Below are 20519 nucleotides of genomic sequence, written 5' to 3'. Positions count from 1 at the left end.
GCAGGCAAGCCAGCTCCCACATTGATAGCATTCCAATTCCTTTGTTTAAGTGAGGCCTCGATACAGGCAAGATAAAGACCTGCAACTCAGTACACAGGATGCTTACCGTGACCGAAGCTTTTGTTGTCGTTCAAACCGCCGAAGAAGCCGTGGATCGGCTGGCGGCCCTGCATGAGCGCGCTACCGGCGCGCTCAATCGAGCCCTCAAGCAATACCTCAAGGACCGCGTCGAGCCCGACGCCGAACAACGCGCGCTGTTTCGCTACCCGGAACTGCGCCTGACCTACCACTGCCACGGCGAAGTCCCACAGACCACCCGGGCGTACGCCAAAGTCCAATTGCCGGGAACCTACAGCGTTACCGTCACCCATCCTGCGGCGTTCCGTAAGTACCTGCTGGAGCAACTGGTGCCGTTGATGCACGACTTCACCGTGACGGTGGAAGTGGGCGTCAGCCAGCAGAACATCCCGTATCCGTACGTGGTGGAGCAGGGCGACGAGCTGGCCGGCTCCGGCGTGACCGCCGCGACCCTGGCCCGCGTGTTCCCCAGCACCGACCTGTCGGCCGCCACCGATGGCATCGCCGATGGCCTGTACGACTGGGAAAACACCGACCCGCTGCCCCTGGCGTTGTTCGATGCGGCGCGCGTGGACTTTTCCCTGCGCCGCCTGGTGCATTACACCGGCAGCGACTGGCGCCATGTGCAGCCGTGGATCCTGCTGACCAACTACCACCGCTATGTCGACCAGTTCATCCTGCATGGCCTGGAACAACTGCGCAGCGATCCACGGTTTATCCGCATGGTGCTGCCGGGCAACGTGATCATCGACAAGAGCATGGACCATGGCGAAGCGTCGGCGATTGCCGCCGGCGTGGTCTGGCACCGCTATCAGATGCCGGCCTACCACCTGCAAGCCACTGACGGCCACGGCGTGACGCTGGTGAACATTGGCGTTGGCCCGTCCAACGCCAAGAACATCACCGACCACCTGGCTGTGCTGCGTCCGCATTGCTGGCTGATGATCGGCCACTGCGGCGGCCTGCGCCAATCCCAGACCATCGGCGATTACGTACTGGCTCACGCCTACATGCGTCGCGACGGGATTCTCGACCGCGTGGTACCGCCGAATATCCCGATCCCGGCCTTGGCCGAAGTGCAATTGGCGCTGCAGCAAGCGGCGGCCCATGTGACCGGGGAAAAAGGCGAAGAGCTGAAAAAACGCCTGCGCACCGGCACCGTACTGACTTACGACGACCGCAACTGGGAACTGCGCTGGGCCCAGGAACGGCCGTTGATCAACCTGTCCCGCGCGGTGGCGGTGGACATGGAAAGCGGCACCATCGCGGCGCAAGGCTACCGTTTGCGGGTGCCGTACGGCACGTTGTTGTGTGTCTCGGACAAACCGCTGCACAGCGAGATCAAGCTGCCGGGTTCGGCCAACGCGTTTTATGAGCGCGCGGTCAGCCAGCACCTGAAGATCGGCATCGAGGCGGTCGACCTGTTGCGCACCGAACTCAACTCGCTGCACTCGCGCAAGCTGCGCAGCTTCGACGAGCCGCCGTTCCGCTAAGCGCAGGGGATGGTCATTTAACGGTCAGGCCACTAGCATTGTCGGTCCTGACCGTTAGATGTTCCCTTGCCATGTCCCGTCCCACCCGCTCCGATTCGCGCCGCCCTGGCGTGAAACCTCCGCACTCCGCTGCGCGTCGCGTCGCCAAGGCGCCACCGGCCGAGCCGAAGCTGATCCTGTTCAATAAGCCGTTCGACGTACTGACCCAGTTCAGCGACGAAGGCGGGCGCGCGACCCTCAAGGATTTTATCGACATCCCCGGCATCTATCCGGCGGGCCGCCTGGACCGTGACAGCGAAGGCCTGCTGCTGCTGACCAATGATGGCCAGTTACAGGCGCGCATCGCCGACCCCAAGCACAAGCTGGCGAAAACCTATTGGGTGCAAGTCGAAGGCGAGCCCAGCGAAGAACAGCTGCAACGCCTGCGCGACGGCGTGGAGCTCAACGACGGTAAAACCTTGCCCGCCGAGGCTCGGCAGTTGGATGAGCCTGAGTTGTGGCCACGCAACCCGCCGGTGCGCTTTCGCAAAAGCGTGCCCACTCATTGGCTGGAGCTGGTGATTCGGGAAGGGCGCAACCGCCAGGTTCGACGTATGACGGCGGCCGTGGGGCTGCCCACGTTGCGGCTGGTGCGTGTGCGAATCGGCGAGTGGACACTCGACGGCCTGGATCAAGGCCAGTGGCGGGAAGTACCGGCGCGCTTATAAGGCGCCGGACTCGATCAGGCCGATTACCACGCTCTTGATGATAAACGCGGCCACGCCCAGCCCCAGCACGAAGAACAGAATGAACGAGCCAAAGCGTCCGGCCTTGGACTTCTTCGCCAGGTCCCAGACGATAAAGCCCATGAAAATGATCAGGATCGTGACCAGGCCGGTCATCATCCATTCTTCAAACAGGACGGGGTCGATGTTGTTCATGGGACGTTTCCGACAAGACAAGCGAGCAGTATACGGCAGCGTCACAGGTGCAATATTGACCTGAGTCGGTGGCGGTCAATGTGGGAGCTGGCTTGCCTGCGATGGCGGTGGACCAGTTTGCATCCATGTGACTGACAGACCGCTATCGCAGGCAAGCCAGCTCCCACCTTGGATCTTCGTTGTTCCTAAGTACGCAGGTGGGTCAGCGGCAGTTCGGTGCTATTCAATACCTGGTTCAGCACAAAACTGGAACGCACACTGGTTACGCCTTCAATGCGGGTCAAATGCCCCAGCAGCAGCTTCTGGTAGTGATCCATGTCCGGCACCACCACTTTCAACTGGTAGTCGGCATCCATTCCAGTGACCAAACTGCACTCCAATACCTGTGGCAGGGTGCGGATGGCCGCTTCGAAATTCTCGAAACGCTCGGGGGTGTGGCGGTCCATGCCGATCAGCACATAGGCCGTCAGGCTCAGGCCGAGCATCTTGCGGTCGAGCAACGCGACTTGGCGGGCGATGTAGCCGTCGTCTTCCAGCTGCTTGACCCGGCGCGAGCACGGCGAAGGCGACAGGCCGATACGCTCGGCCAACTCCTGGTTGGAGATCCTCGCGTCACGCTGCAATTCCGCCAAAATACTCAGGTCGTATCGGTCAAGCTTGCTCATTGGGTTGGCCTTTGTCGTAACTATTGCGGTGAATTATCTATGAAGGGTTAAAAATTGCGCAAGCACTGTTTATTGACGCAATCTTCGCAATCATCTGTCGGACGCAGGCGGGTATCGTTATCAACAGAATCACCGCCTGGACAACAGTCCATAGCAGCGAGCCCAATCAGGCCCGCTGCGGCCGCCACCCCAGCAGGGTTGAGTTGGCCTCCAGGCTGCGCACTGTCCACAAGACGGCGTGAGGTGAGCCAACGTCAAAAGCGTTGAGCCAGGACGAAGTTCTCAAGGGGTGGCCGACGGGTCGCCCCTTTTCTTTTGCCTGCTGATAACCTGTGCCAGAACCGGGCCTCGCTTTTCCAGTCTCATGGACAGGCCCTAATCCGCAGTGAGGAATAGCATGAAGCGCATCTGGCGTATGGCAGGTGTTGGTTTGCTGGTGGTCAGTGTCGGTACGCAGGTGATGGCCGACGAGCGCGATAACTCACCGAATCAGGGGCAACGGCCGCAGGGCGGTGGCGGGCAGCATGAGCGAGGTCCTGAGGGCGGGCGGCCAGACAATAATCCGCCGCGACCCGAGAACAATCAGCCACGCCCGCAGAATCAGCATTTTGATCGTGGCGGCCAGCACGACGGCGGTCAATGGCAAAGTCGTCCGCCAAACAATGAACAGCCTCGGCCGGCGCCGCAACCCCAACCGGCGAGCAACCTGCCGATCCAGGGCCGGCCCGATACCGTGCGCCAGACCCAGGAACCGCGCCAGGGCTATTACCGCGACATTCCCCGGCGCAACGACGACAACCGACACTGGGAGGCGGGCGGCCCCGGTTCGCGCCCCGGCTACAACGGCCATCCCAACGATAACCGCTGGCCAGGCCGCCCCGACGGCCACGGCAATGGCTGGGGCCAAGGCCCGCAGTATCGCCCCGGCTATATCGTCGACCGTTTCCCGGAGCGTAATTACCGCGTGCCCTATCGCGGCCAGGATTACTTTTTCTCGGGCGGCTATTGGTATCGTCCCCAAGGCCCGCGCTACGTAGTCGTAGCGCCGCCGTATGGCATCCGTGTGCATTATCTGCCGGACTATGCGCGGGAAGTGTGGGTAGGCGGTTCGCTGTTGTTCCTCGCCGCCGGTGCTTATTACGCCTATGAAGAAAGCACCCAGCAGTACGTGGTGGTGCAACCGCCGGCGGCTGTGCCCACGCCGCCGCCCGCGCCCCAGGGCAACGGTTATGACGTGGTGGCCTACCCCGCCAACGGCCAGTCACCGGCTCAGGTGCAGCAGGACGGCAATGACTGTTATCGCTGGGCGGTGCAGCAAAGCGGCTTCGACCCGCAGCAAGTGACCTACGCACCCGACCCGGCCGTGGTGCGCACCTACCGCCAGGCCCAGGGCAACTGCCTGAGCAGCCGCGGCTATCAGGTGCAGTACTAGGCCTTGTTGCCCGTGACCACTTCCCGTGGGTCGGCGTGCACCAGCACTTCGGCGCGCGGGTAGGCTTGGTGGATGGCATCGGCGGCTTTGTCGCTGATGCCATGGGCGACGGACAGCGTCAATTCCCCCGGCAACTCCAGGTGCAACTGCACAAACCAATGGTTGCCCGACACGCGCGTGCGCAGGTCATGGGCACCCAATACCCCCGGTACGCCACGGGCCAGTTCCAACATGTGCTGGCTCACGTCCGGCGGCAGTTCCTCATCCATCAGCACCGCGAAGCTTTCGCGGGCGATCTGGATCGCGCTCCACAGGATGTAGGCGGCGATGCCCAGGCCGAACCAGGCATCCACCTGATGGTAGCCAAAGCCGGCCAGGATCAATGCCACCAGAATGCTGCCGTTGAGCATCAGGTCCGAACGGTAGTGCAGCGAGTCGGCGCGCACGGCGTTGGAGCCGGTTTCGCGAACCACTCGGTGTTGCAGCATCAACAACGCCACGGTCAGCATCAGCGAGAAGACGATCACGCCGATGCTCAACCACGGCGCGCCCACCGGTTCCGGGTGTTGCAGGCGCCCGTAGGCCTGGAACGCGATCAGCACCGCGCTGCCGCCGATAAACAGCGCCTGGGCCATGCCTGACAGCGACTCCGCCTTACCATGCCCATAGCGGTGATCGTCATCGGCCGGGCGCAGCGCGTAATGCACCGCCACCAGGTTCAGCAGCGAGGTCACGCCGTCCAGCAGTGAGTCGGTCAGCCCGGCGAGCATGCTCACCGAACCGCTGAACCACCAGGCGATGGCCTTGGTGACTATCAGCACACAGGCCACGCCCACCGACGCGCGGGTGGCCAGGCGCAAGAGCCTGGCATGTTCGGCACTGCTGGTCATAAACGGTCCTTAGGCGGCGGGCTGCAGGCCCAGGGCCGCGAGTTGCTGCACGCTGCCCTTGAACTGGATCATGCGCGGATCGTCCAGCGGCAGGCTGCGCCCGGTTTCCTTTTGAATGATGCTTTGCAGCTTGGCGTTGTCGACCTTGCCGTCGGCGCCGATGGCTTCGTGGAGTTTTTCCGGGGCGACCTGGGCGGTCTTGCCCGGTTCGAAGTAGATGGCGCCGGTGGCGAAGTCGACGCCAAAGGCGATCAGGCCGGGGATCACGTAGAACAACAGCCCGATGGCGTCGAGCGCAGCGATAGCCGGGTCGATCTTGCCGTCGATCTGGCCACGGCGGTCGGGGTAGAAGATCGAGCCGCAGGCGGTGAGTTGGCTCAGCAGGGTGACGGCGAGAACACCGCCGATGACACGGGAAGCGATACGCATAAAATTCTCCTGAACACCGTTTAAGGATGACTATAAGCCAGATCTACCGGGCGACGCTGTTCCCATGTGGGAGCTGGCTTGCCTGCGATGGCGGTGGGTCAGTTAATGAATAGCTGACTGACCCACCGCTATCGCAGGCAAGCCAGCTCCCACCTTTGATTGTGTTTGCAATCAAACAGAGTGGATGCAGATGAGACCAGCGCCGGCATCTGGCAGTTCGCCGTTATACTCGCCGCTCTGCTTTGGAGCCAGTATGAATTCGTTGCCCATTGATGAAGTTTTACCCGCCCTGCGTGACGCTTTGGCCAACCGCCACGAAGCCGTGCTGGAAGCGCCGCCCGGCGCCGGTAAAACCACCCGCGTGCCCTTGGCTTTATTGAACGAGCCGTGGCTGGCCGGGCAGACCATCCTGATGCTCGAACCCCGGCGCCTGGCCGCCCGCGCCGCAGCGGAGCGAATGGCCAGCGAATTGGGCGAAAAGGTCGGTGAAACCGTCGGCTATCGCATCCGCCTCGACAGCAAAGTCGGCCCCGACACTCGCATCGAAGTGGTCACTGAAGGCATTCTCACCCGGCGACTGCAGGATGACCCGGCATTGGACGGCGTGGGCCTGTTGATCTTTGACGAGTACCACGAACGCAGCCTCGACGCCGACCTGGCGCTGGCCCTGAGCCTGAACGGCCGCGATCTGTTTCGTGATGAGCAACCGCTGAAAATCCTGCTGATGTCCGCCACCCTGGAAGGCGAGCGCCTCTCCGGTTTGTTGGACAACGCGCCGATCCTGCGCAGCGAAGGGCGCATGTTCCCGGTGCGGATGCGCTGGGGGCGGCCGTACCAGGCTGGGGAATTTATCGAGCCGCGTGTGGTGCAGACCATCCTTGAAGCGCTGCATGACGAAACCGGCAGCGTGCTGGTGTTCTTGCCGGGGCAGGCGGAGATTCGAAGGGTCAACCAGCAGTTGGCCGAGGCCCTGGGCGATAGCACCGATGTGCTGTTATGCCCGTTGCATGGCGAGTTGGACCTCAACGCCCAACGCGCCGCCATCGACCCCGCGCCCGCCGGTAAACGCAAAGTCGTGCTGGCCACCAACATCGCCGAGACCAGCCTGACCATCAACGGCGTGCGCGTGGTGATTGACGCCGGCTTGGCGCGGGTGCCGCGTTTCGACCCGGGCAGCGGCATGACCCGCCTCGATACCCAGCGCATTTCCCGCGCCAGCGCCACCCAGCGCGCCGGCCGGGCAGGGCGTTTGGAGCCGGGCGTGTGCTATCGCCTGTGGTCCGAAGACCAGCATGAAGGCCTGGCGGCCTATGGCAGTGCGGAAATCCTCGCCGCCGACCTGGCCGGCCTGGCCTTGCAGTTGGCGCGCTGGGGCGTCACGCCCGCGCAGCTGGCGTGGCTGGATGTGCCGCCGGCCGCTGCGTATGCCCAGGCCCAGGATTTGCTGGTGCGCCTGGGCGCATTGAAGGAAGACAAACTCACCGCCCACGGGCAGAAGATGGCCGAGTTGCCGGCCCATCCGCGCATCGCCCATTTATTGTTGCGCGGGCAGGACCTGGGGTTGGCGGCGATGGCGTGCGATGTCGCCGCGCTGTTGGGTGAGCGCGATATCCTGCGTGGCGGCGGTGCGGACCTGCACAGTCGCCTGGCGCTGCTGTCCGGCGAAGAGCGCGCGCGCGGTACGCAAGGCGGCGTACAGCGAGCCAAGCAACTGGCCCGGCAATATCGTGGCTACCTGAGAGGCCAGGCCACGCAACCGGTGGCCGACCCCGACCACCCGCGCTGGCTCGGCGCCTTGCTCGCCCTGGCGTACCCGGACCGCGTCGCCCAGCAACGCCGCCCCGGTGGCGCCGAATACCGCCTGGCCAATGGCCGCGCCGCGCTGTTCGCCGAGGCTGACAGCCTGATGAAGCAACCCTGGCTGGTCATCGCCGACCTGGGCAGTCGCCAGGGCCAGCGCGAAGAACGCATCTACTTGGCGGCTGAGTTTGATTCGGCGCTGTTCGACACGGTACTCGCCGAACAAGTGCGCACTGTCGACCAGCTGGATTGGGATGAACGCGAAGGCGTCCTGCGCGCCGAGCGCCAGCGCAAGGTCGGCGAACTGGTGCTCAGCCGCGAAGCGCTGGCCGGCCTCGACGAGGCCGCGCGCAGCCAAGCGCTGGTCAACCTGGTGCGCCGCAAGGGCCTGGAACTGCTGCCGTGGACGCCCGAGCTGCGCCAATGGCAGGCCCGTGTCCTGCTGCTGCGCCACCTCGACACCGGCAAACCCAACGAATGGCCCGACGTCAGCGACAGCGCCTTGCTCGCCAGCCTCGAACACTGGCTGATGCCCTACCTGGGCAAAGTCTCACGCCTGAGTCATTTCGCCAATCTGGATATTTCCAGCTACCTGCACAACCTTCTGCCCTGGCCGCTGCCCCAGCGCCTCGACGAACTGGCGCCGCAGCATGTGAAAGTGCCGTCTGGCTCGTCGGTGCGCCTGGACTACAGCGAACAGCCGCCGATTCTGGCGGTGCGTTTGCAGGAATTGTTCGGGTTGGCGGACACCCCGCGCATTGCCGGCGGGCGTCAGGTGGTGAAGCTGCACTTGCTGTCCCCGGCACGGCGGCCGGTGCAGGTGACGCAGGACCTGGCGAACTTCTGGCGCAGTACCTACGCCGAGGTGAAGAAGGATTTGAAGGGGCGGTACCCCAAGCATTACTGGCCGGATGACCCGTTGATCGCCGAGCCCACTGCCCGGATCAAACCCCGCAAGTAGCCGCGACAGAGGTCAAATGTGGGAGCTGGCTTTGTGGTGTGGGTTATTGCGCGGCGGGCAGCAGGAACCGCGCAATCACCGGCAGATGATTGGAAATACGCAACGTATCCTCCTGCCGCACCTTGGCCTCCACCCGCTTGATCCTCGGGCTGTAGAACAGGTAATCAAGCGTGCGATCCGGGCCATCCACGCTGGGGTCATTCGGGAAGTTCGTCAGCCATTTCTCACGGTCGATCCCGCTGGATTGGCTGTTGCTCGGGATCATCGGGTATTTATCCCACAGCAAATGCAGTTCGCTGTCCGGTGAATACTGCCCGCGTTTGCCGGCGTCCAGGCGCAGGAATTGGCCCAGGGGCAGCAGGTTGAAATCCCCGCCGATCAGCCAGGGCGTGCCACGGCCTTCGAATTTATCCAGCAGCTTGACCGTGGTTTTGACCTGCTCCTGTACCGCGTTGCGCCCAGGGGCATCGCCGTCCAGGCGCGTGTTGAGCACCGCCAGTTGGCCACCGTCGCTCAGCGGCAGGTAGGTCAGCAGCAGGGCCGGCTTGGGTTGGAACTGGCGGCTCAGCATATTGGCCTCGGGCGCCGGCAATTGCAGGCGTTCGGCGTGTTCGATCTGGTAGCGGCTCAGGGTCGCCAGTTTGCGGCCGACGCTGCCGAAGATGTGCAGGTTGGGCACGAAGTCGGCTTTCCAGTCGAAGGCTTGTGCGCTGCACGGGTAAAGGTCGACCAGGCGTTCCTGCAGCAGGGCGAGTTGGTCCTGGTAGTGGGAGGGCTTGGCGTTTTCGTCGAGTTCCTGCAGCAGCAGGATGTCCGGTTGTTCGTCGCGAATCACCCGCGCCACTTCGTCGAGGCTGGCGGCCATGTCCTCGACTGTGGGGCGGTCGTCGGGGCCGCTGCCGTCGGGGGTGTCATACCAGAACACGTAGTTCTTGCCGGCCAGGTATTGCACGTTCCAGGTCATGACCTTGAGCGCCTGTCCCGGCAGCAAGGTCGGTGCACGCGGCGCGACGCAGCTCACCGGCAGGGTTTCCTTGGCTTCGGGGCGCCAGGTTGCGCTATAGATCAGGGTCGCGAGCAGGCCTGCGGTGATCAACAGGCCCAGCAAGGTGATGCGCAATAAACGGGTCATCGGCTCGGCTTATGGTGTTTCAGGAATGGAGCGGAGCATATCACCGCGCGTCGGCATCGCCACCGATCAACATGAATAAGCGGAACAGCACCACGCTGGTAAACAGCTGCAAAAAGCTGTGAGCGCTGTCGAGCAACAAGCCGACCAACGGCGCAGGCGTCGGATACGCCGCCACACTGGCGCCCTTGAGCAACCACAGTGGCGTCATCACGCACAGCAGGCACACCAGGATCCGCCAGAAATGCCCACGGGTCAGGCGAAAGCTTTCCTTCATCGCCTCCAGCGCCGGCATACCGCGCAATACCAGCAGGTACTCGGCAAAGGCCAGTACCACCATCAGCCACAAGCCCGGCAGGAAATACAGCGACAGCCCCAGCAGGATCAGCAGCGTGCTCATGGCCGTCAGCAGGGCGAAGCGCGGCCACAGGGTCAGCGTCATGGCCCACACGTCCTGGGTGCGCGGCGATTCGCCACGGGTGCGGGCGTCGAGAAACAGGATCAGGGCGCCGGTGTAGAGCGGGTACACCAGCAACCCCACCACCACGCTGTAACCGGCAAACGCATCCGGGCCGACGACATGGTTGAGCACCTGTTGCAGCAGGGCTTCGAAGATCACCAGCGGCAAACACAGCTGGACGATGGCGCCCAGGTTGTGCCGAGTGAAACGCAAGGAGTCACGTAATACGTCTAACGGATTCATCAAGTTCATCGCAGGCCTGAGAGCAAGGGCGACACTTTAACCGATCATCACCGGCGGTGAGCAAACGTAAACCTTGAGTAAAGACCATTGAAACAACTCGTAACACCCCCATAACTGGAAGGGCGCCTGATAACAGGCGAAACCACGATTTCCAACGGCAATCTAACGAGGTCGCCATGAACAGCGAAGAGCAAACCCTGATCGATGGACTGTTTTCACGGTTGCAACAAGCCGAAACGGACTCAGCCCCCCGCGACGCCCAGGCCGAAGCGCGGATCAAGGAGCACATGACTCGCCAACCGGCCGCCGGGTACTACATGACCCAGTCGATCCTGGTGCAGGAACACGCGCTCAAAAGTCTCGACGCGCAGAACAAGCAACAGGCGCAACAAATCCAGCAATTGCAGGATGAGCTGCAACGGGCCAAAGCCACGCAGCCTGCCGCTTCGGGTGGCGGTGGTTTCTTGTCGAGCATCTTTGGCGGCGGCTCGCGTGACCCGCAACCGGCCCAAAACGCACCGGCATCGTCGAACAGTGGCTGGCGTGAACCGGCGCGGCCTGCGTTTGGCCAACCTGCGCCGCAGCAGAACTATCAACAGCCGCCCCAACAAGCTGCCGCCGCAGCGCCAATGGGTGGCGGTTTCCTCGGCGGCGCGATGAAAACCGCTGCCGGTGTGGCCGGTGGTGTGTTGCTGGCCGAAGGCATCAGCAGCCTGTTCCACCATAACCAGCAGCCGCAGGTGGTGGAGGAAATCATCGAACAACCGGCACCGGCCAGCGACACGAGCGGCTGGGGCAATGACGACCAGAAGTTCGCCGGCAATGACAGCTGGGGCAGCAACAATTCGGACAGCTTCGCCGACAGCGATTATTCCGACGACTCCTCTTCCTTCGGCGACGACGATTCCTTCGTCTGACACCCCTGGCCCGGGGCGCTTTGTCGCCCCGGTCTGATTTTTCCCGGAAACCTACTCGCGGCTGGCATACTTGCACCCTTTCCGGGCCTGGCGCCTGGCTGTCATGAGGAAGTGCGGTGAAGAAAATTGCAGTGTTCGCCGATGTGCAAAACCTCTACTACACCGTTCGCCAGGCCTATGGCTGCCACTTCAACTACGCCGCCCTGTGGGCTGACATCAGCGCGCGTGGGCAGATCGTCGAGGCGTACGCCTATGCCATCGACCGTGGCGACAGCAAGCAGCAGCAATTCCAGCAGATCCTGCGCAACCTGGGCTTCACGGTAAAACTCAAGCCGTATATCCAACGCAGCGACGGCTCGGCCAAAGGCGACTGGGACGTGGGCATCACCATTGACATCATGGACGCCGCCGACCACGTCGACGAAATCGTACTGGCCTCCGGCGACGGCGACTTCGACATGCTGCTCGACCGCGTTATCCACAAGCACCACGTCGAAGCCGTGGCCTACGGCGTGCCGGGGCTGACGGCCAACTCGCTGATACGCGCTGCCAGCCGCTACGTGCCGATCGAAGGCGCACTGCTGCTTAAATAAAATTGTTAGACGGAGTTGAAACAGGTTTGGAACGTATAGCGGTCATCGACTTTGAAACCACCGGTATCACCCCCAGCAGCCATTGCCGGGCCACGGAAATCGGCGTGGTCATCCTTGAGCGTGGGCAAATCGTCGACCGCTACCAAAGCCTGATGAATGCCGGCGTGCGCGTCCCCGGTTTCATCGAGCAACTCACCGGCATCAGCAACGCCATGCTGCGCAACGCGCCGCCGGCCGAGCGGGTGATGAACGAAGTCAACGAATTCGTCGGTACCACGCCATTGATGGCGCACAACGCCGCGTTCGACCAGAAGTTTTGGGACTTTGAGTTGGGCCTGATCCGCCGTACCCGTTTGCAGAAGTTCGCCTGTTCCTTGTTACTGGCGCGACGGTTGATGCCTTCGGCGCCCAACCACAAGCTCGGCACGTTGAACGCCTTCGCGCAACTGCCCCACACCGGCAAGGCTCACCGGGCGCTGGCGGATGCGGAGATGGCGGCGAACCTCACGGCGCACCTGGCCAAGGAACTGCGCGGGACCCACGGGTTGCGTGAACTGTCCCATGAGTTGCTGTGCAGTTTGCAGAAAGTGCCGGCGGCGAAGATCAATGAGCACCTGAAGAAACATCGCGGGTTCTGAGCCAGCCACAACCTCAGGAACACCGAAGATCCAACTGTGGGAGCTGGCTTGCCTGCGATAGCGGTGTATCAGGCAGCCATTTTTCGCCTGACCCTCCGCCATCGTGGGCAAGCCCGACTCCCACATGGGTTAGGCGGTGCCTATTGAGGCTGCACACACTCCAGCGCCCGATCCACCACCCCCTTCGCCATCTCCACCAAATGCATCACCGCCCGCTGCTGCACGTTCATCGCTTCAGCGGATGAATGCGCCGTCTCGACCGCGCACTGCAGCAAATCCGCCGCATGGGCGAGGGCGTCTTCAAAGCTCAGGTTGTCGTTCAGAATAAAGGTGGGCGCATCCGGGGCGGATGCCTTGAGGTAGTAGTCAATGGCTCGGCGATTGAGCAGGGCGTCTTCGCTAAGGAAACGGGGTGGATCGGGGGTGACTTTGACCATGGTGAAACTCCTTGCTGGAAGAAGTCGACACCGTTCGCTTGCACGCGAATTAGGGTGGCAACTGTGCGTAGGTGTGCAAGACCGGGGCAAGGATCCAAACCCAGCAGGCCCGAAGGCCTCCCACGCACAGCCGCCATAACAGGCTTATTGGCTGTAGGTTTATTTGTGATCTTGCTTGCCATCGGACTTGCACGTCCGGTCACCGAACATTCGATGACTGGCCGAGACTAGCTACCCAATCCGACGGAAACAAGGCCGTGGGATTCTCTCGGAAACGTCCCGCAAATGAAAGGGATCGGTCTTGCTGGCCATTGAAACATCATCTCTTTGCGGGGGCTTTTATCTGCTTTCTGAATCGTCAGTAGGCTTAGCCCTGCTGCCTCGTCGGACCTTTCTGAATTCTCTCTTCATCCGCCTATCGCCCTTTGCTGCGACCTACCATCCCGCTGTTATTTACTTACAGGGATTACGTCATGCAGGAAAGCGATCTTCACACAGCAATCATGCGAAGCCAGTTTGAGCTTCAACGCAACGGCATCGATTTCGGCTCACCTTCAAGCATGGCCTTTCATTTAGGAAACACGATGACAAGCTGCCCGGCAGTCATGGTCTTGCCTAATTCGCCAAGCCTTAACAACGGAGGTAGTTACCAAGTCCTTAGACCCATACATGCCGACTCTCAGGCCCCGAGTACGACTACCGATGACCTCTGGAAATGCACGCAGGAACACTACGGGTTGACGGCAGCAACACTTATTACCGGCGCGACAGGCATACCGATCAGCAAAATAGCCGTGGGTACTTGGGTTCACGTTGGCTCCAGCAGGACGACCAACCTGGCGAGCCTTATCGGAATGCGCTTCTTCCCCCGTACGTTGATCAGGCAGCCGACAGCGGCCAGGATCGCGAAAGCAACGTTTGGCACGGTGCGAGTTTTTGGCATTATCGGCCGGGGCATTCCCTTTGTTGCAGCCGGTTTGGCTGTCTTTGATCTAATCAGTATTGGCAAGTGTGCTTATGAGGCAAGAAATGGAAGGTAGTCTGACCAGAGCCGAAATCAGCGAGAAGGTTATTCAACTGTTTGTCGATATCATCGGTTTCATCGACCGAAGCCAGGTGACGGAGCAAACGGATTTCATCCATGATTTCAAGATTATCGATGACGATTTGACCTGCTTCGTCATGCAGATCAAATGGCAATTCAAGCTGCAAGCGACTCAGGAAGATTGGGACCACATCACGACCATCCAACAAATTGTCGATTTGATTGTTCAGCACTCAACTCTTCGTTGAGGCCACTGACGCCATGTTGATCGTTCCCACGCTCCGCGTGGGAATGCCGCCTTGGACGCTCTGCGTCCGCTCTTGAGGTCGTGACGCGGAGCGTCACAAGATGCATTCCCACGCAGAGCGTGGGAACGATCGGTCAGCCAGCACTTTTCCCATTGCTCTCCAACTGCCCCAACGGCACCCGCCGTTCTATCGCACTCGACAAGATGATCGAGGTCTTGCTGAACCCAAACTTCGCGATCCGGTTGATCAAGTCTTCCAACTCCGGCATCGAGCCCACCGCCGCTTGCATGATCACGCACGGATCGCCCGTCACCCGGTGGCATTCGGTCAGTTCGGGAATCTCGGCCAGGGCGTCGTATACCTTCTGACTGCCATGATTGGTCAACCTCAACTCAATCACGCACTGAATCGGCAAACCCACCTTGGACAAGTCCACCTTGGCCTGGTACCCGGTGATCACGCCGCTGGCTTCCAGCTTGGCTACGCGTTCGGCCACGGCGGGGGCGGAGAGGTTTACCGTGCGGGCCAATTGCGCGTAGGACGCGCGGCCGTCGTCGAGCAGGGCGCTGAGGAGCATGCGGTCGTATTTGTCCATGATAAGGCTCCGGTTGCGCGTGGCTTTCGAAAGCATGGTTTATAGCCTTCACAACCATGCTTTGAAAAGTGTATGGGCGGTTTAAACAGGTTTTGTAACTTATGTTTATTCGCCTTCGTTTCTAGAATAAGCCTCCCATCTACTGCCAAAGAGCCACCCAATGCCTGGCCCACGTCGCTTTCCCTTACCGTTGATCGCCGCCTTTTTTGCGCTGTATGTGATCTGGGGTTCCACCTACCTGGTGATTCGTATCGGCGTGGAGTACTGGCCGCCGCTGTTGCTGGCGGGGATTCGGTTTTGCACGGCAGGCGCGTTGATGTACGGCTACCTGAGGTGGCGCGGGGTGCCGGCGCCGACCTGGGCGCAATGGAAGGCGGCGGGAATGATCGGTATTTTGCTGCTCACCTTCGGCAATGGCGGCGTGAGCGTGGCCGAACACACCGGCGTGTCGTCCGGCGTGGCGGCGCTGGCGGTGGCGACCGTGCCGTTGTTTACCTTGTTATGCGGGTATTTCTGGGGCGCGCGCAATACGCGCCTGGAATGGGCCGGGGTGATCCTGGGGATTGTCGGCATCGCCATGCTCAACATGGGCAGCACCTTGCAATCGAGCCCGATGGGCGCGGCGTTGCTGTTGTTTGCGGCGGCATCCTGGGCGTTCGGTTCGGTGTGGAGCCGCCACTTGCCGTTGCCCCAGGGCGCCATGGCCAGCGCGGCGGAAATGCTGGTGGCCGGTGTGGCGCTGTTGATCGCCAGCGCGGTGTCCGGCGAGCACCTGCAGGCCATGCCACCGCTGGAAGGTTGGTTGGCCCTGGCGTACCTGACGGTGTTCGGCTCGATCATCGCCTTCAATGCCTATATGTACCTGCTTAAAAATGTACGCCCGGCGGCGGCGACCAGCTATGCCTACGTCAACCCGGCGGTGGCGGTGTTGCTGGGGATTGTGTTCGTCGGCGAAACCATCGGTTTGGAGGAGGCCCTGGCGATGCTGGTGATCATCAGCGCCGTGCTGTTGATCAGCCTGCCCCAGTGGCGCAAGCCCAAGCTGGAAATAAGGTAAACTGCGGCGCAATTGCGACCTTGCGCTGAATTTTCCCTACGGTAACTACATGACTTTCGCCACCCTTGGCCTGATCGAACCCTTGCTGCGCGCCCTTGAGACGCTTGGCTACCAGACCCCGACGCCGGTGCAGGCGCAAGCCATTCCGGCGGTGCTGGCCGGTCGCGACCTGATGGCCGCGGCCCAGACCGGCACCGGCAAGACCGCAGGCTTCGCCGTGCCGCTCTTGCAACTGCTGACGCTGGAAGGGCCGAAGGTCGCCGCCAATTCGGCGCGTGCGCTGATCCTGTGCCCGACCCGCGAGCTGGCCGAGCAGGTTCACGCCAGTGTCGCCGAGTACGCGCAAAACCTGCCGCTGACCACTTACGCGGTGTACGGCGGCGTGAGCATCAACCCGCAGATGATGAAGCTGCGCAAGGGCGTCGACATTTTGGTCGCCACGCCTGGCCGCCTGATCGACCTGTTCCGCCAGAACGCGCTGAAACTCAATCAGCTGCAAACCCTGGTGCTGGATGAAGCCGACCGCATGCTCGACCTGGGCTTCTCCGAGGAACTGGCGAACATCTACCGCATGCTGCCGAAAAAACGTCAGACCCTGCTGTTCTCCGCGACCTTTTCCGATGAGATCCGCCTGCTGGCCGGGCAGATGCTCAACGACCCGCTGACCATCGAAGTCAGCCCGCGCAACGTCGCCGCCAACACCGTGAAGCAGTGGGTGGTGCCGGTGGACAAGAAGCGCAAGGCGGAGCTGTTTGTGCACCTGATGCGCAAGGGCCGTTGGAAGCAGGTGCTGGTGTTCGCCAAGACCCGTAACGGCGTGGACGCGCTGGTGGATAAGTTGCAGGGCCTGGGCATCAATGCCGACGGCATTCACGGCGACAAACCGCAAGCCACGCGCCAACGTGCGTTGGACCGTTTCAAGTCCAGTGACGTGCAGATCCTGGTGGCCACCGATGTGGCCGCGCGTGGGCTGGACATTGAAGACCTGCCGCTGGTGGTCAACTTCGACTTGCCGATCGTGGCGGAGGACTACATCCACCGTATCGGGCGTACCGGGCGTGCGGGCAATACCGGTGAAGCGATTTCCCTGGTGTGCGCCGATGAGGTGAACATGCTGTCGGCCATCGAGATGCTCACGCGTCAGACCTTGGCCCGGCACATGGAGCAGGATTTTGAACCGGAGCATCGCGTGCCGGACACCGATGCCAGCGGGCAGGTGGTGAAGAAGCCGAAAAAGCCAAAGAAGCCTAAATCGTCGGGCGGCGGCGGTAAGCGCAACCTGGGCAAGTGGGTGGACAGCGGGGAGGTTGCGCCGGCGGAGCCTTCGATCAAGCCGGTGCGCAAGGTGCCTGTTTTTAACACTGGGCCGCGTAAGAAGAAGTAAGATTTTCGGCGCCTGTGCGGGCGCTATCGCAGGCAAGCCAGCTCCCACATTGACGGTGTTTACACATCAAAATGTGGGAGCTGGCTTGCCTGCGATGCGATCTAAAGTTCACCGCAAGACTCAGCGGTTAAGCCACTCCAACATCCCCCGTCCAGCCGCTCTGCCACTGGCAAAACACCCGGTCAGCAAATACCCCCCGGTCGGCGCTTCCCAATCGAGCATCTCGCCCGCACAAAACACCCCGGGCAGTTGCTTGAGCATCAGCCGTTCATCCAGCGCCTCAAACGGCACGCCGCCGGCGGTGCTGATGGCTTCATCGATGGGCCGCGTCTTCACCAGCGTCAATGGCAACGCCTTGATATCCACCGCCAATTGCGCCGGATCGTTGAAGTGTTCGGCCGGCGTCAGCTCGCGCAATAACGCGGCCTTGACCCCATCCAGGCCCAACTGACTGTGCAAATGTTTGCTCATCGAGCGTGAGCCACGTGGTTTGGCAAGGGCAGCCTGGACCTTGTCCAGCGGCTTGCTTGGCAGCAGATCGACATGCACCGTGGCCGCGCCGTCGCGATTGATCGCCTCACGGATCGGCGCCGACAGCGCGTAGATCAGGCTGCCCTCGATGCCCGTGGCGGTGACCACGCATTCGCCCAGTCGTGGTTTGTCATCCCCCAACCCGATGGCGACGTTTTTCAACGGCGCGCCGGCGAATTTGCTGACCATCAGGTCGCTCCAGGCCGACACCTCGAAGCCACAATTGCTCGGTTGCAGACGCACGTAGGGCACGCCTTTGCCTTCCAGGATGTTAAGCCAGGCCCCATCGGAGCCCAGGCGTGACCAGCTGCCGCCGCCAAGGGCCAGCAGCACGGCGTCGCTGTGGACAACGTGTTCGCCTGCCGGGCTGTGGATAAGTAAATCGCCTTGGGCATTCCAGCCGGTCCAACGATGCCGGGTGTGGATAACCACGCCCTGGTCGCGCAGGCGCTTGAGCCAGGCACGCAGTAAGGGGGCGGCTTTCATGTCGGTGGGAAACACTCGGCCGGAGGTGCCGACGAAAGTCTGGATGCCCAGGCCATGGATCCATTCGCACAACGTTTGGGCACCAAACCCGCGCAGCAACGGCGCCATGTGAGGCGCGCGTTCTGCATAGCGCGAGAGAAACGCCGGGTACGCCTCGGAGTGGGTGATATTCATGCCGCCCACGCCAGCCAGCAGGAATTTGCGCCCTACCGAAGGCATGCCGTCGTACAGGTCCACGCGAACCCCAGCCTGGCTCAAGACTTCGGCGGCCATCAGCCCGGCGGGGCCGCCGCCGATAACGGTGACGCGGTGAGGTTGGGTCTGAGGCATGGGCAAGGCTACGGTGCTGTGAATAGGCCGAACATTCTACCGGACAGAGCGGCGCCTGCCTGATCAAAAAACGTACAGTTTCCTACAGGCCTTGCAGCCACGAGCTCTGCGCCGCTTACGCTCAAGTTATCCACAGGCCGTTCCACAGGCATTGTGGGTAACGCCCACACCTCAATGACACCCTGATGACGTCCACACCCGTTGCGCACTGTGGTGCAGGATGCCGTGACGGCGGGCCAGGGCCGGGCGGTCCTTGCTGTAGCCGCCGCCGATCACGCCCATCACCGGAATGTCGCGGCCCAGGCAGTGGCGCATCACGCTTTCATCGCGGGCAGCGACGCCTTGGTCTGTCAGTTTAAGGTAGCCGAGGGCGTCGTCTTTATGCACATCGACGCCGGCGTCGTACAGCACCAAGTCCGGTTGATAGAGCGGCAGCAGGTAGTTGAGCGCGTCGTCCACCACCTTGAGGTAGTCGGCATCGCCCATGCCCATGGGCAACGGAATGTCCCAGTCGCTCTGGGCCTTGCGCGCGGGGAAGTTTTTTTCGCAGTGCAGCGACACGGTGATGGCGTCCGGCGTGTCGTGGAGGATGCGCGCGGTGCCGTCGCCCTGGTGCACGTCGCAGTCGAAGATCAGCACGCGGTTGACCCGGCCGCTGGCCAGCAGGTAATGACTGATCACCGCCAGGTCATTGAAGATGCAAAAGCCCGCCGGGTAGTCGTAGTGCGCATGGTGGGTGCCGCCCGCCAGGTGGCACGCCAGGCCGTGCTCCAGCGCCTGTTCCGCCGCCAGGATAGAACCGCCGACCGCACGCACGGTGCGCCGCGCCAGGGCCTCGTTCCAGGGCAGACCGAGGCGCCGTTGGTCTTCGCGGGACAACTCGCCGCCCATGTAGCGTTCGATATACCCAGCGTCATGGGCAAGCGCCAGAATCTGTGGCGGGCACAGCTGCGGGCGCAGCAACTGGCTGTCCTCGGTCAGGCCGCTGTCCACCAGGTGGTCGCGCAACAGGCGGAACTTGTCCATGGGGAAGCGATGGTCCGCCGGGAACTCGGGGCTGTAGTCATCGTGGTAGATCAAAGGCAAGGGCATGGGATTTTCTGACGGGAACCTGCGACGGATCTTACCAGCGCTGTACACTCACGCACATGGCAAGGAGAGGGGCCCCATGGAGCCGATACTGGAATTGGAAAGCGCACGCCTGGTGCTGCGTCAATGGCGCGACCGCGACCTGCCGGACTTTGCGCGCATGTGCGCGGACCCGCAGGTGATGCGCTATTTCCCGGCCAAATTGAGCCACTTGGAAAGCGCCGCGTTCATCGGCCGTATTCGCGGCCACTTCGCCGAATACGGCTTTGGCTTTTGGGCCTTGCAGCGCAAGGACACCGGCGAATTCATCGGATTGACCGGGCTGCAGAACGTCAGCTTTGAAGCCGGCTTCACGCCTGCGGTGGAAATCGGCTGGCGCTTGGCCCGTGAGCATTGGGGCCTGGGCTACGCCAGCGAGGCCGCCTGGACCGCCTTGCGCTGTGGGTTCGACCGCCTGCAGCTGGATGAAATGGTTGCATTCACCACCGAAGCCAATCTGCCATCACAAAAAGTCATGCAGGCCATCGGTATGCATTACGATCCGCTGGCAGATTTTGAACACCCCAAGGTCGCAGCCGATGACCCGCTGCGCCATCACGTTTTGTACCGCATCACCCGCGCCCAATGGTTGGACACGCTGCATGGATAAGCAGCCCGGAATGCCCCATA

Annotated in this window: 22 protein-coding genes; 12 read left to right on the top strand and 10 right to left on the bottom strand. The window is 62.1% G+C overall.

The window, feature by feature from the left end; translation table 11 throughout:
• The first annotated feature begins 98 nt into the window (after positions 1-98).
• Both amn and KVG91_RS09455 read left to right on the top strand, forming a co-directional pair.
• Complete coding sequence (gene amn, locus KVG91_RS09460; protein ID WP_169376760.1) at positions 99-1571, top strand: AMP nucleosidase; 1473 nt, start codon at positions 99-101, stop codon at positions 1569-1571.
• A 71-nt stretch (positions 1572-1642) separates the two neighbouring features.
• Complete coding sequence (locus tag KVG91_RS09455; protein ID WP_169376761.1) at positions 1643-2278, top strand: pseudouridine synthase; 636 nt, start codon at positions 1643-1645, stop codon at positions 2276-2278.
• On the opposite strand, the gene KVG91_RS09450 is transcribed toward KVG91_RS09455, so the two are convergent.
• Positions 2273-2482 carry a DUF2788 domain-containing protein gene (locus KVG91_RS09450; protein ID WP_049713471.1) on the bottom strand — a complete coding sequence of 70 codons (210 nt, stop codon included), beginning with the start codon at positions 2480-2482 and terminating at the stop codon, positions 2273-2275. The two genes, KVG91_RS09455 and KVG91_RS09450, sit on opposite strands and share 6 nt — an antisense overlap.
• A gap of 194 nt (positions 2483-2676) precedes the next feature.
• Positions 2677-3156 carry an Lrp/AsnC family transcriptional regulator gene (locus KVG91_RS09445; protein WP_003194418.1) on the bottom strand — a complete coding sequence of 160 codons (480 nt, stop codon included), beginning with the start codon at positions 3154-3156 and terminating at the stop codon, positions 2677-2679.
• 397 nt (positions 3157-3553) lie between these two features.
• Between KVG91_RS09445 and KVG91_RS09440 the strand changes: the two genes are divergently transcribed.
• Entirely contained in the window at positions 3554-4588 is a 1035-nt protein-coding gene (locus KVG91_RS09440) for a DUF6515 family protein (RefSeq protein WP_169376762.1), read from the top strand.
• Here the strand turns inward: KVG91_RS09440 and KVG91_RS09435 are convergent.
• A complete protein-coding gene (locus tag KVG91_RS09435; protein ID WP_169376763.1) occupies positions 4585-5478 on the bottom strand; it encodes a cation diffusion facilitator family transporter in 894 nt (297 codons plus the stop codon). The two genes, KVG91_RS09440 and KVG91_RS09435, sit on opposite strands and share 4 nt — an antisense overlap.
• 9 nt (positions 5479-5487) lie before the next feature.
• A complete protein-coding gene (locus tag KVG91_RS09430; RefSeq protein ID WP_169376764.1) occupies positions 5488-5907 on the bottom strand; it encodes a polyribonucleotide nucleotidyltransferase in 420 nt (139 codons plus the stop codon).
• 253 nt (positions 5908-6160) lie between these two features.
• Between KVG91_RS09430 and hrpB the strand changes: the two genes are divergently transcribed.
• Positions 6161-8668 (top strand): ATP-dependent helicase HrpB, encoded by a 2508-nt coding sequence (gene hrpB / locus KVG91_RS09425; RefSeq protein WP_169376765.1) that lies wholly within the window; start codon positions 6161-6163, stop codon positions 8666-8668.
• Between the two features lie 43 nt (positions 8669-8711).
• Here hrpB and KVG91_RS09420 read toward each other — a convergent pair whose 3' ends face one another.
• Complete coding sequence (locus KVG91_RS09420) at positions 8712-9800, bottom strand: endonuclease/exonuclease/phosphatase family protein (protein ID WP_169376766.1); 1089 nt, start codon at positions 9798-9800, stop codon at positions 8712-8714.
• Positions 9801-9840: 40 nt separating this feature from the next.
• Positions 9841-10500 (bottom strand): YciC family protein, encoded by a 660-nt coding sequence (locus KVG91_RS09415; RefSeq protein WP_169376767.1) that lies wholly within the window; start codon positions 10498-10500, stop codon positions 9841-9843.
• A gap of 176 nt (positions 10501-10676) precedes the next feature.
• Here KVG91_RS09415 and KVG91_RS09410 point away from each other — a divergent pair, with 176 nt between their 5' ends.
• The 3 genes from KVG91_RS09410 to KVG91_RS09400 all read left to right on the top strand — a co-directional run bounded on the left by KVG91_RS09410 (position 10677) and on the right by KVG91_RS09400 (position 12648).
• Positions 10677-11417 carry a DUF2076 domain-containing protein gene (locus KVG91_RS09410; RefSeq protein WP_169376768.1) on the top strand — a complete coding sequence of 247 codons (741 nt, stop codon included), beginning with the start codon at positions 10677-10679 and terminating at the stop codon, positions 11415-11417.
• 116 nt (positions 11418-11533) lie between these two features.
• On the top strand, positions 11534-12010 hold the full coding sequence (locus KVG91_RS09405; protein WP_169376769.1) for a LabA-like NYN domain-containing protein: 477 nt from the start codon (positions 11534-11536) through the stop codon (positions 12008-12010).
• A 26-nt stretch (positions 12011-12036) separates the two neighbouring features.
• The gene (locus tag KVG91_RS09400) at positions 12037-12648 is read left to right on the top strand and encodes a 3'-5' exonuclease (RefSeq protein WP_169376770.1); all 612 of its coding nucleotides are present in this window, start codon (positions 12037-12039) and stop codon (positions 12646-12648) included.
• A gap of 140 nt (positions 12649-12788) precedes the next feature.
• Here the strand turns inward: KVG91_RS09400 and KVG91_RS09395 are convergent, their stop codons facing one another.
• Positions 12789-13085 carry a DUF6124 family protein gene (locus tag KVG91_RS09395; protein WP_169376771.1) on the bottom strand — a complete coding sequence of 99 codons (297 nt, stop codon included), beginning with the start codon at positions 13083-13085 and terminating at the stop codon, positions 12789-12791.
• Positions 13086-13558: 473 nt separating this feature from the next.
• Between KVG91_RS09395 and KVG91_RS09390 the strand changes: the two genes are divergently transcribed.
• The gene (locus KVG91_RS09390; protein ID WP_169376772.1) at positions 13559-14125 is read left to right on the top strand and encodes a hypothetical protein; all 567 of its coding nucleotides are present in this window, start codon (positions 13559-13561) and stop codon (positions 14123-14125) included.
• Positions 14115-14378 carry an acyl carrier protein gene (locus KVG91_RS09385; RefSeq protein ID WP_169376773.1) on the top strand — a complete coding sequence of 88 codons (264 nt, stop codon included), beginning with the start codon at positions 14115-14117 and terminating at the stop codon, positions 14376-14378. The genes KVG91_RS09390 and KVG91_RS09385 overlap by 11 nt, the downstream gene beginning before the upstream one ends.
• A gap of 133 nt (positions 14379-14511) precedes the next feature.
• Here the strand turns inward: KVG91_RS09385 and KVG91_RS09380 are convergent, their stop codons facing one another.
• The gene (locus KVG91_RS09380) at positions 14512-14973 is read right to left on the bottom strand and encodes an Lrp/AsnC family transcriptional regulator (RefSeq protein ID WP_169376774.1); all 462 of its coding nucleotides are present in this window, start codon (positions 14971-14973) and stop codon (positions 14512-14514) included.
• Between the two features lie 160 nt (positions 14974-15133).
• Between KVG91_RS09380 and yedA the strand changes: the two genes are divergently transcribed.
• Together yedA and KVG91_RS09370 are read left to right on the top strand one after the other, a co-directional pair.
• Entirely contained in the window at positions 15134-16030 is an 897-nt protein-coding gene (gene yedA / locus KVG91_RS09375) for a drug/metabolite exporter YedA (protein WP_169376775.1), read from the top strand.
• A 49-nt stretch (positions 16031-16079) separates the two neighbouring features.
• Positions 16080-17414 carry a DEAD/DEAH box helicase gene (locus tag KVG91_RS09370; RefSeq protein ID WP_169376776.1) on the top strand — a complete coding sequence of 445 codons (1335 nt, stop codon included), beginning with the start codon at positions 16080-16082 and terminating at the stop codon, positions 17412-17414.
• Between the two features lie 120 nt (positions 17415-17534).
• Here the strand turns inward: KVG91_RS09370 and KVG91_RS09365 are convergent, their stop codons facing one another.
• Both KVG91_RS09365 and KVG91_RS09360 read right to left on the bottom strand, forming a co-directional pair.
• Complete coding sequence (locus KVG91_RS09365) at positions 17535-18761, bottom strand: TIGR03862 family flavoprotein (RefSeq protein ID WP_169376777.1); 1227 nt, start codon at positions 18759-18761, stop codon at positions 17535-17537.
• A 171-nt stretch (positions 18762-18932) separates the two neighbouring features.
• Positions 18933-19853, bottom strand: coding sequence for a histone deacetylase family protein (locus KVG91_RS09360; protein WP_169376779.1), 921 nt, complete (start codon positions 19851-19853; stop codon positions 18933-18935).
• Positions 19854-19929: 76 nt separating this feature from the next.
• Here KVG91_RS09360 and KVG91_RS09355 point away from each other — a divergent pair, with 76 nt between their 5' ends.
• Positions 19930-20499: a GNAT family N-acetyltransferase gene (locus KVG91_RS09355; RefSeq protein ID WP_169376780.1), complete on the top strand. Its 570-nt coding sequence runs from the start codon at positions 19930-19932 to the stop codon at positions 20497-20499.
• Positions 20500-20519 lie beyond the last annotated feature (20 nt).

The organism is Pseudomonas azadiae (assembly GCF_019145355.1).
GTDB lineage: Bacteria > Pseudomonadota > Gammaproteobacteria > Pseudomonadales > Pseudomonadaceae > Aquipseudomonas > Aquipseudomonas azadiae.
The sequence above is the reverse complement of the archived record's forward strand: the minus strand, read 5'-3'. Positions and strand labels throughout refer to the sequence as shown.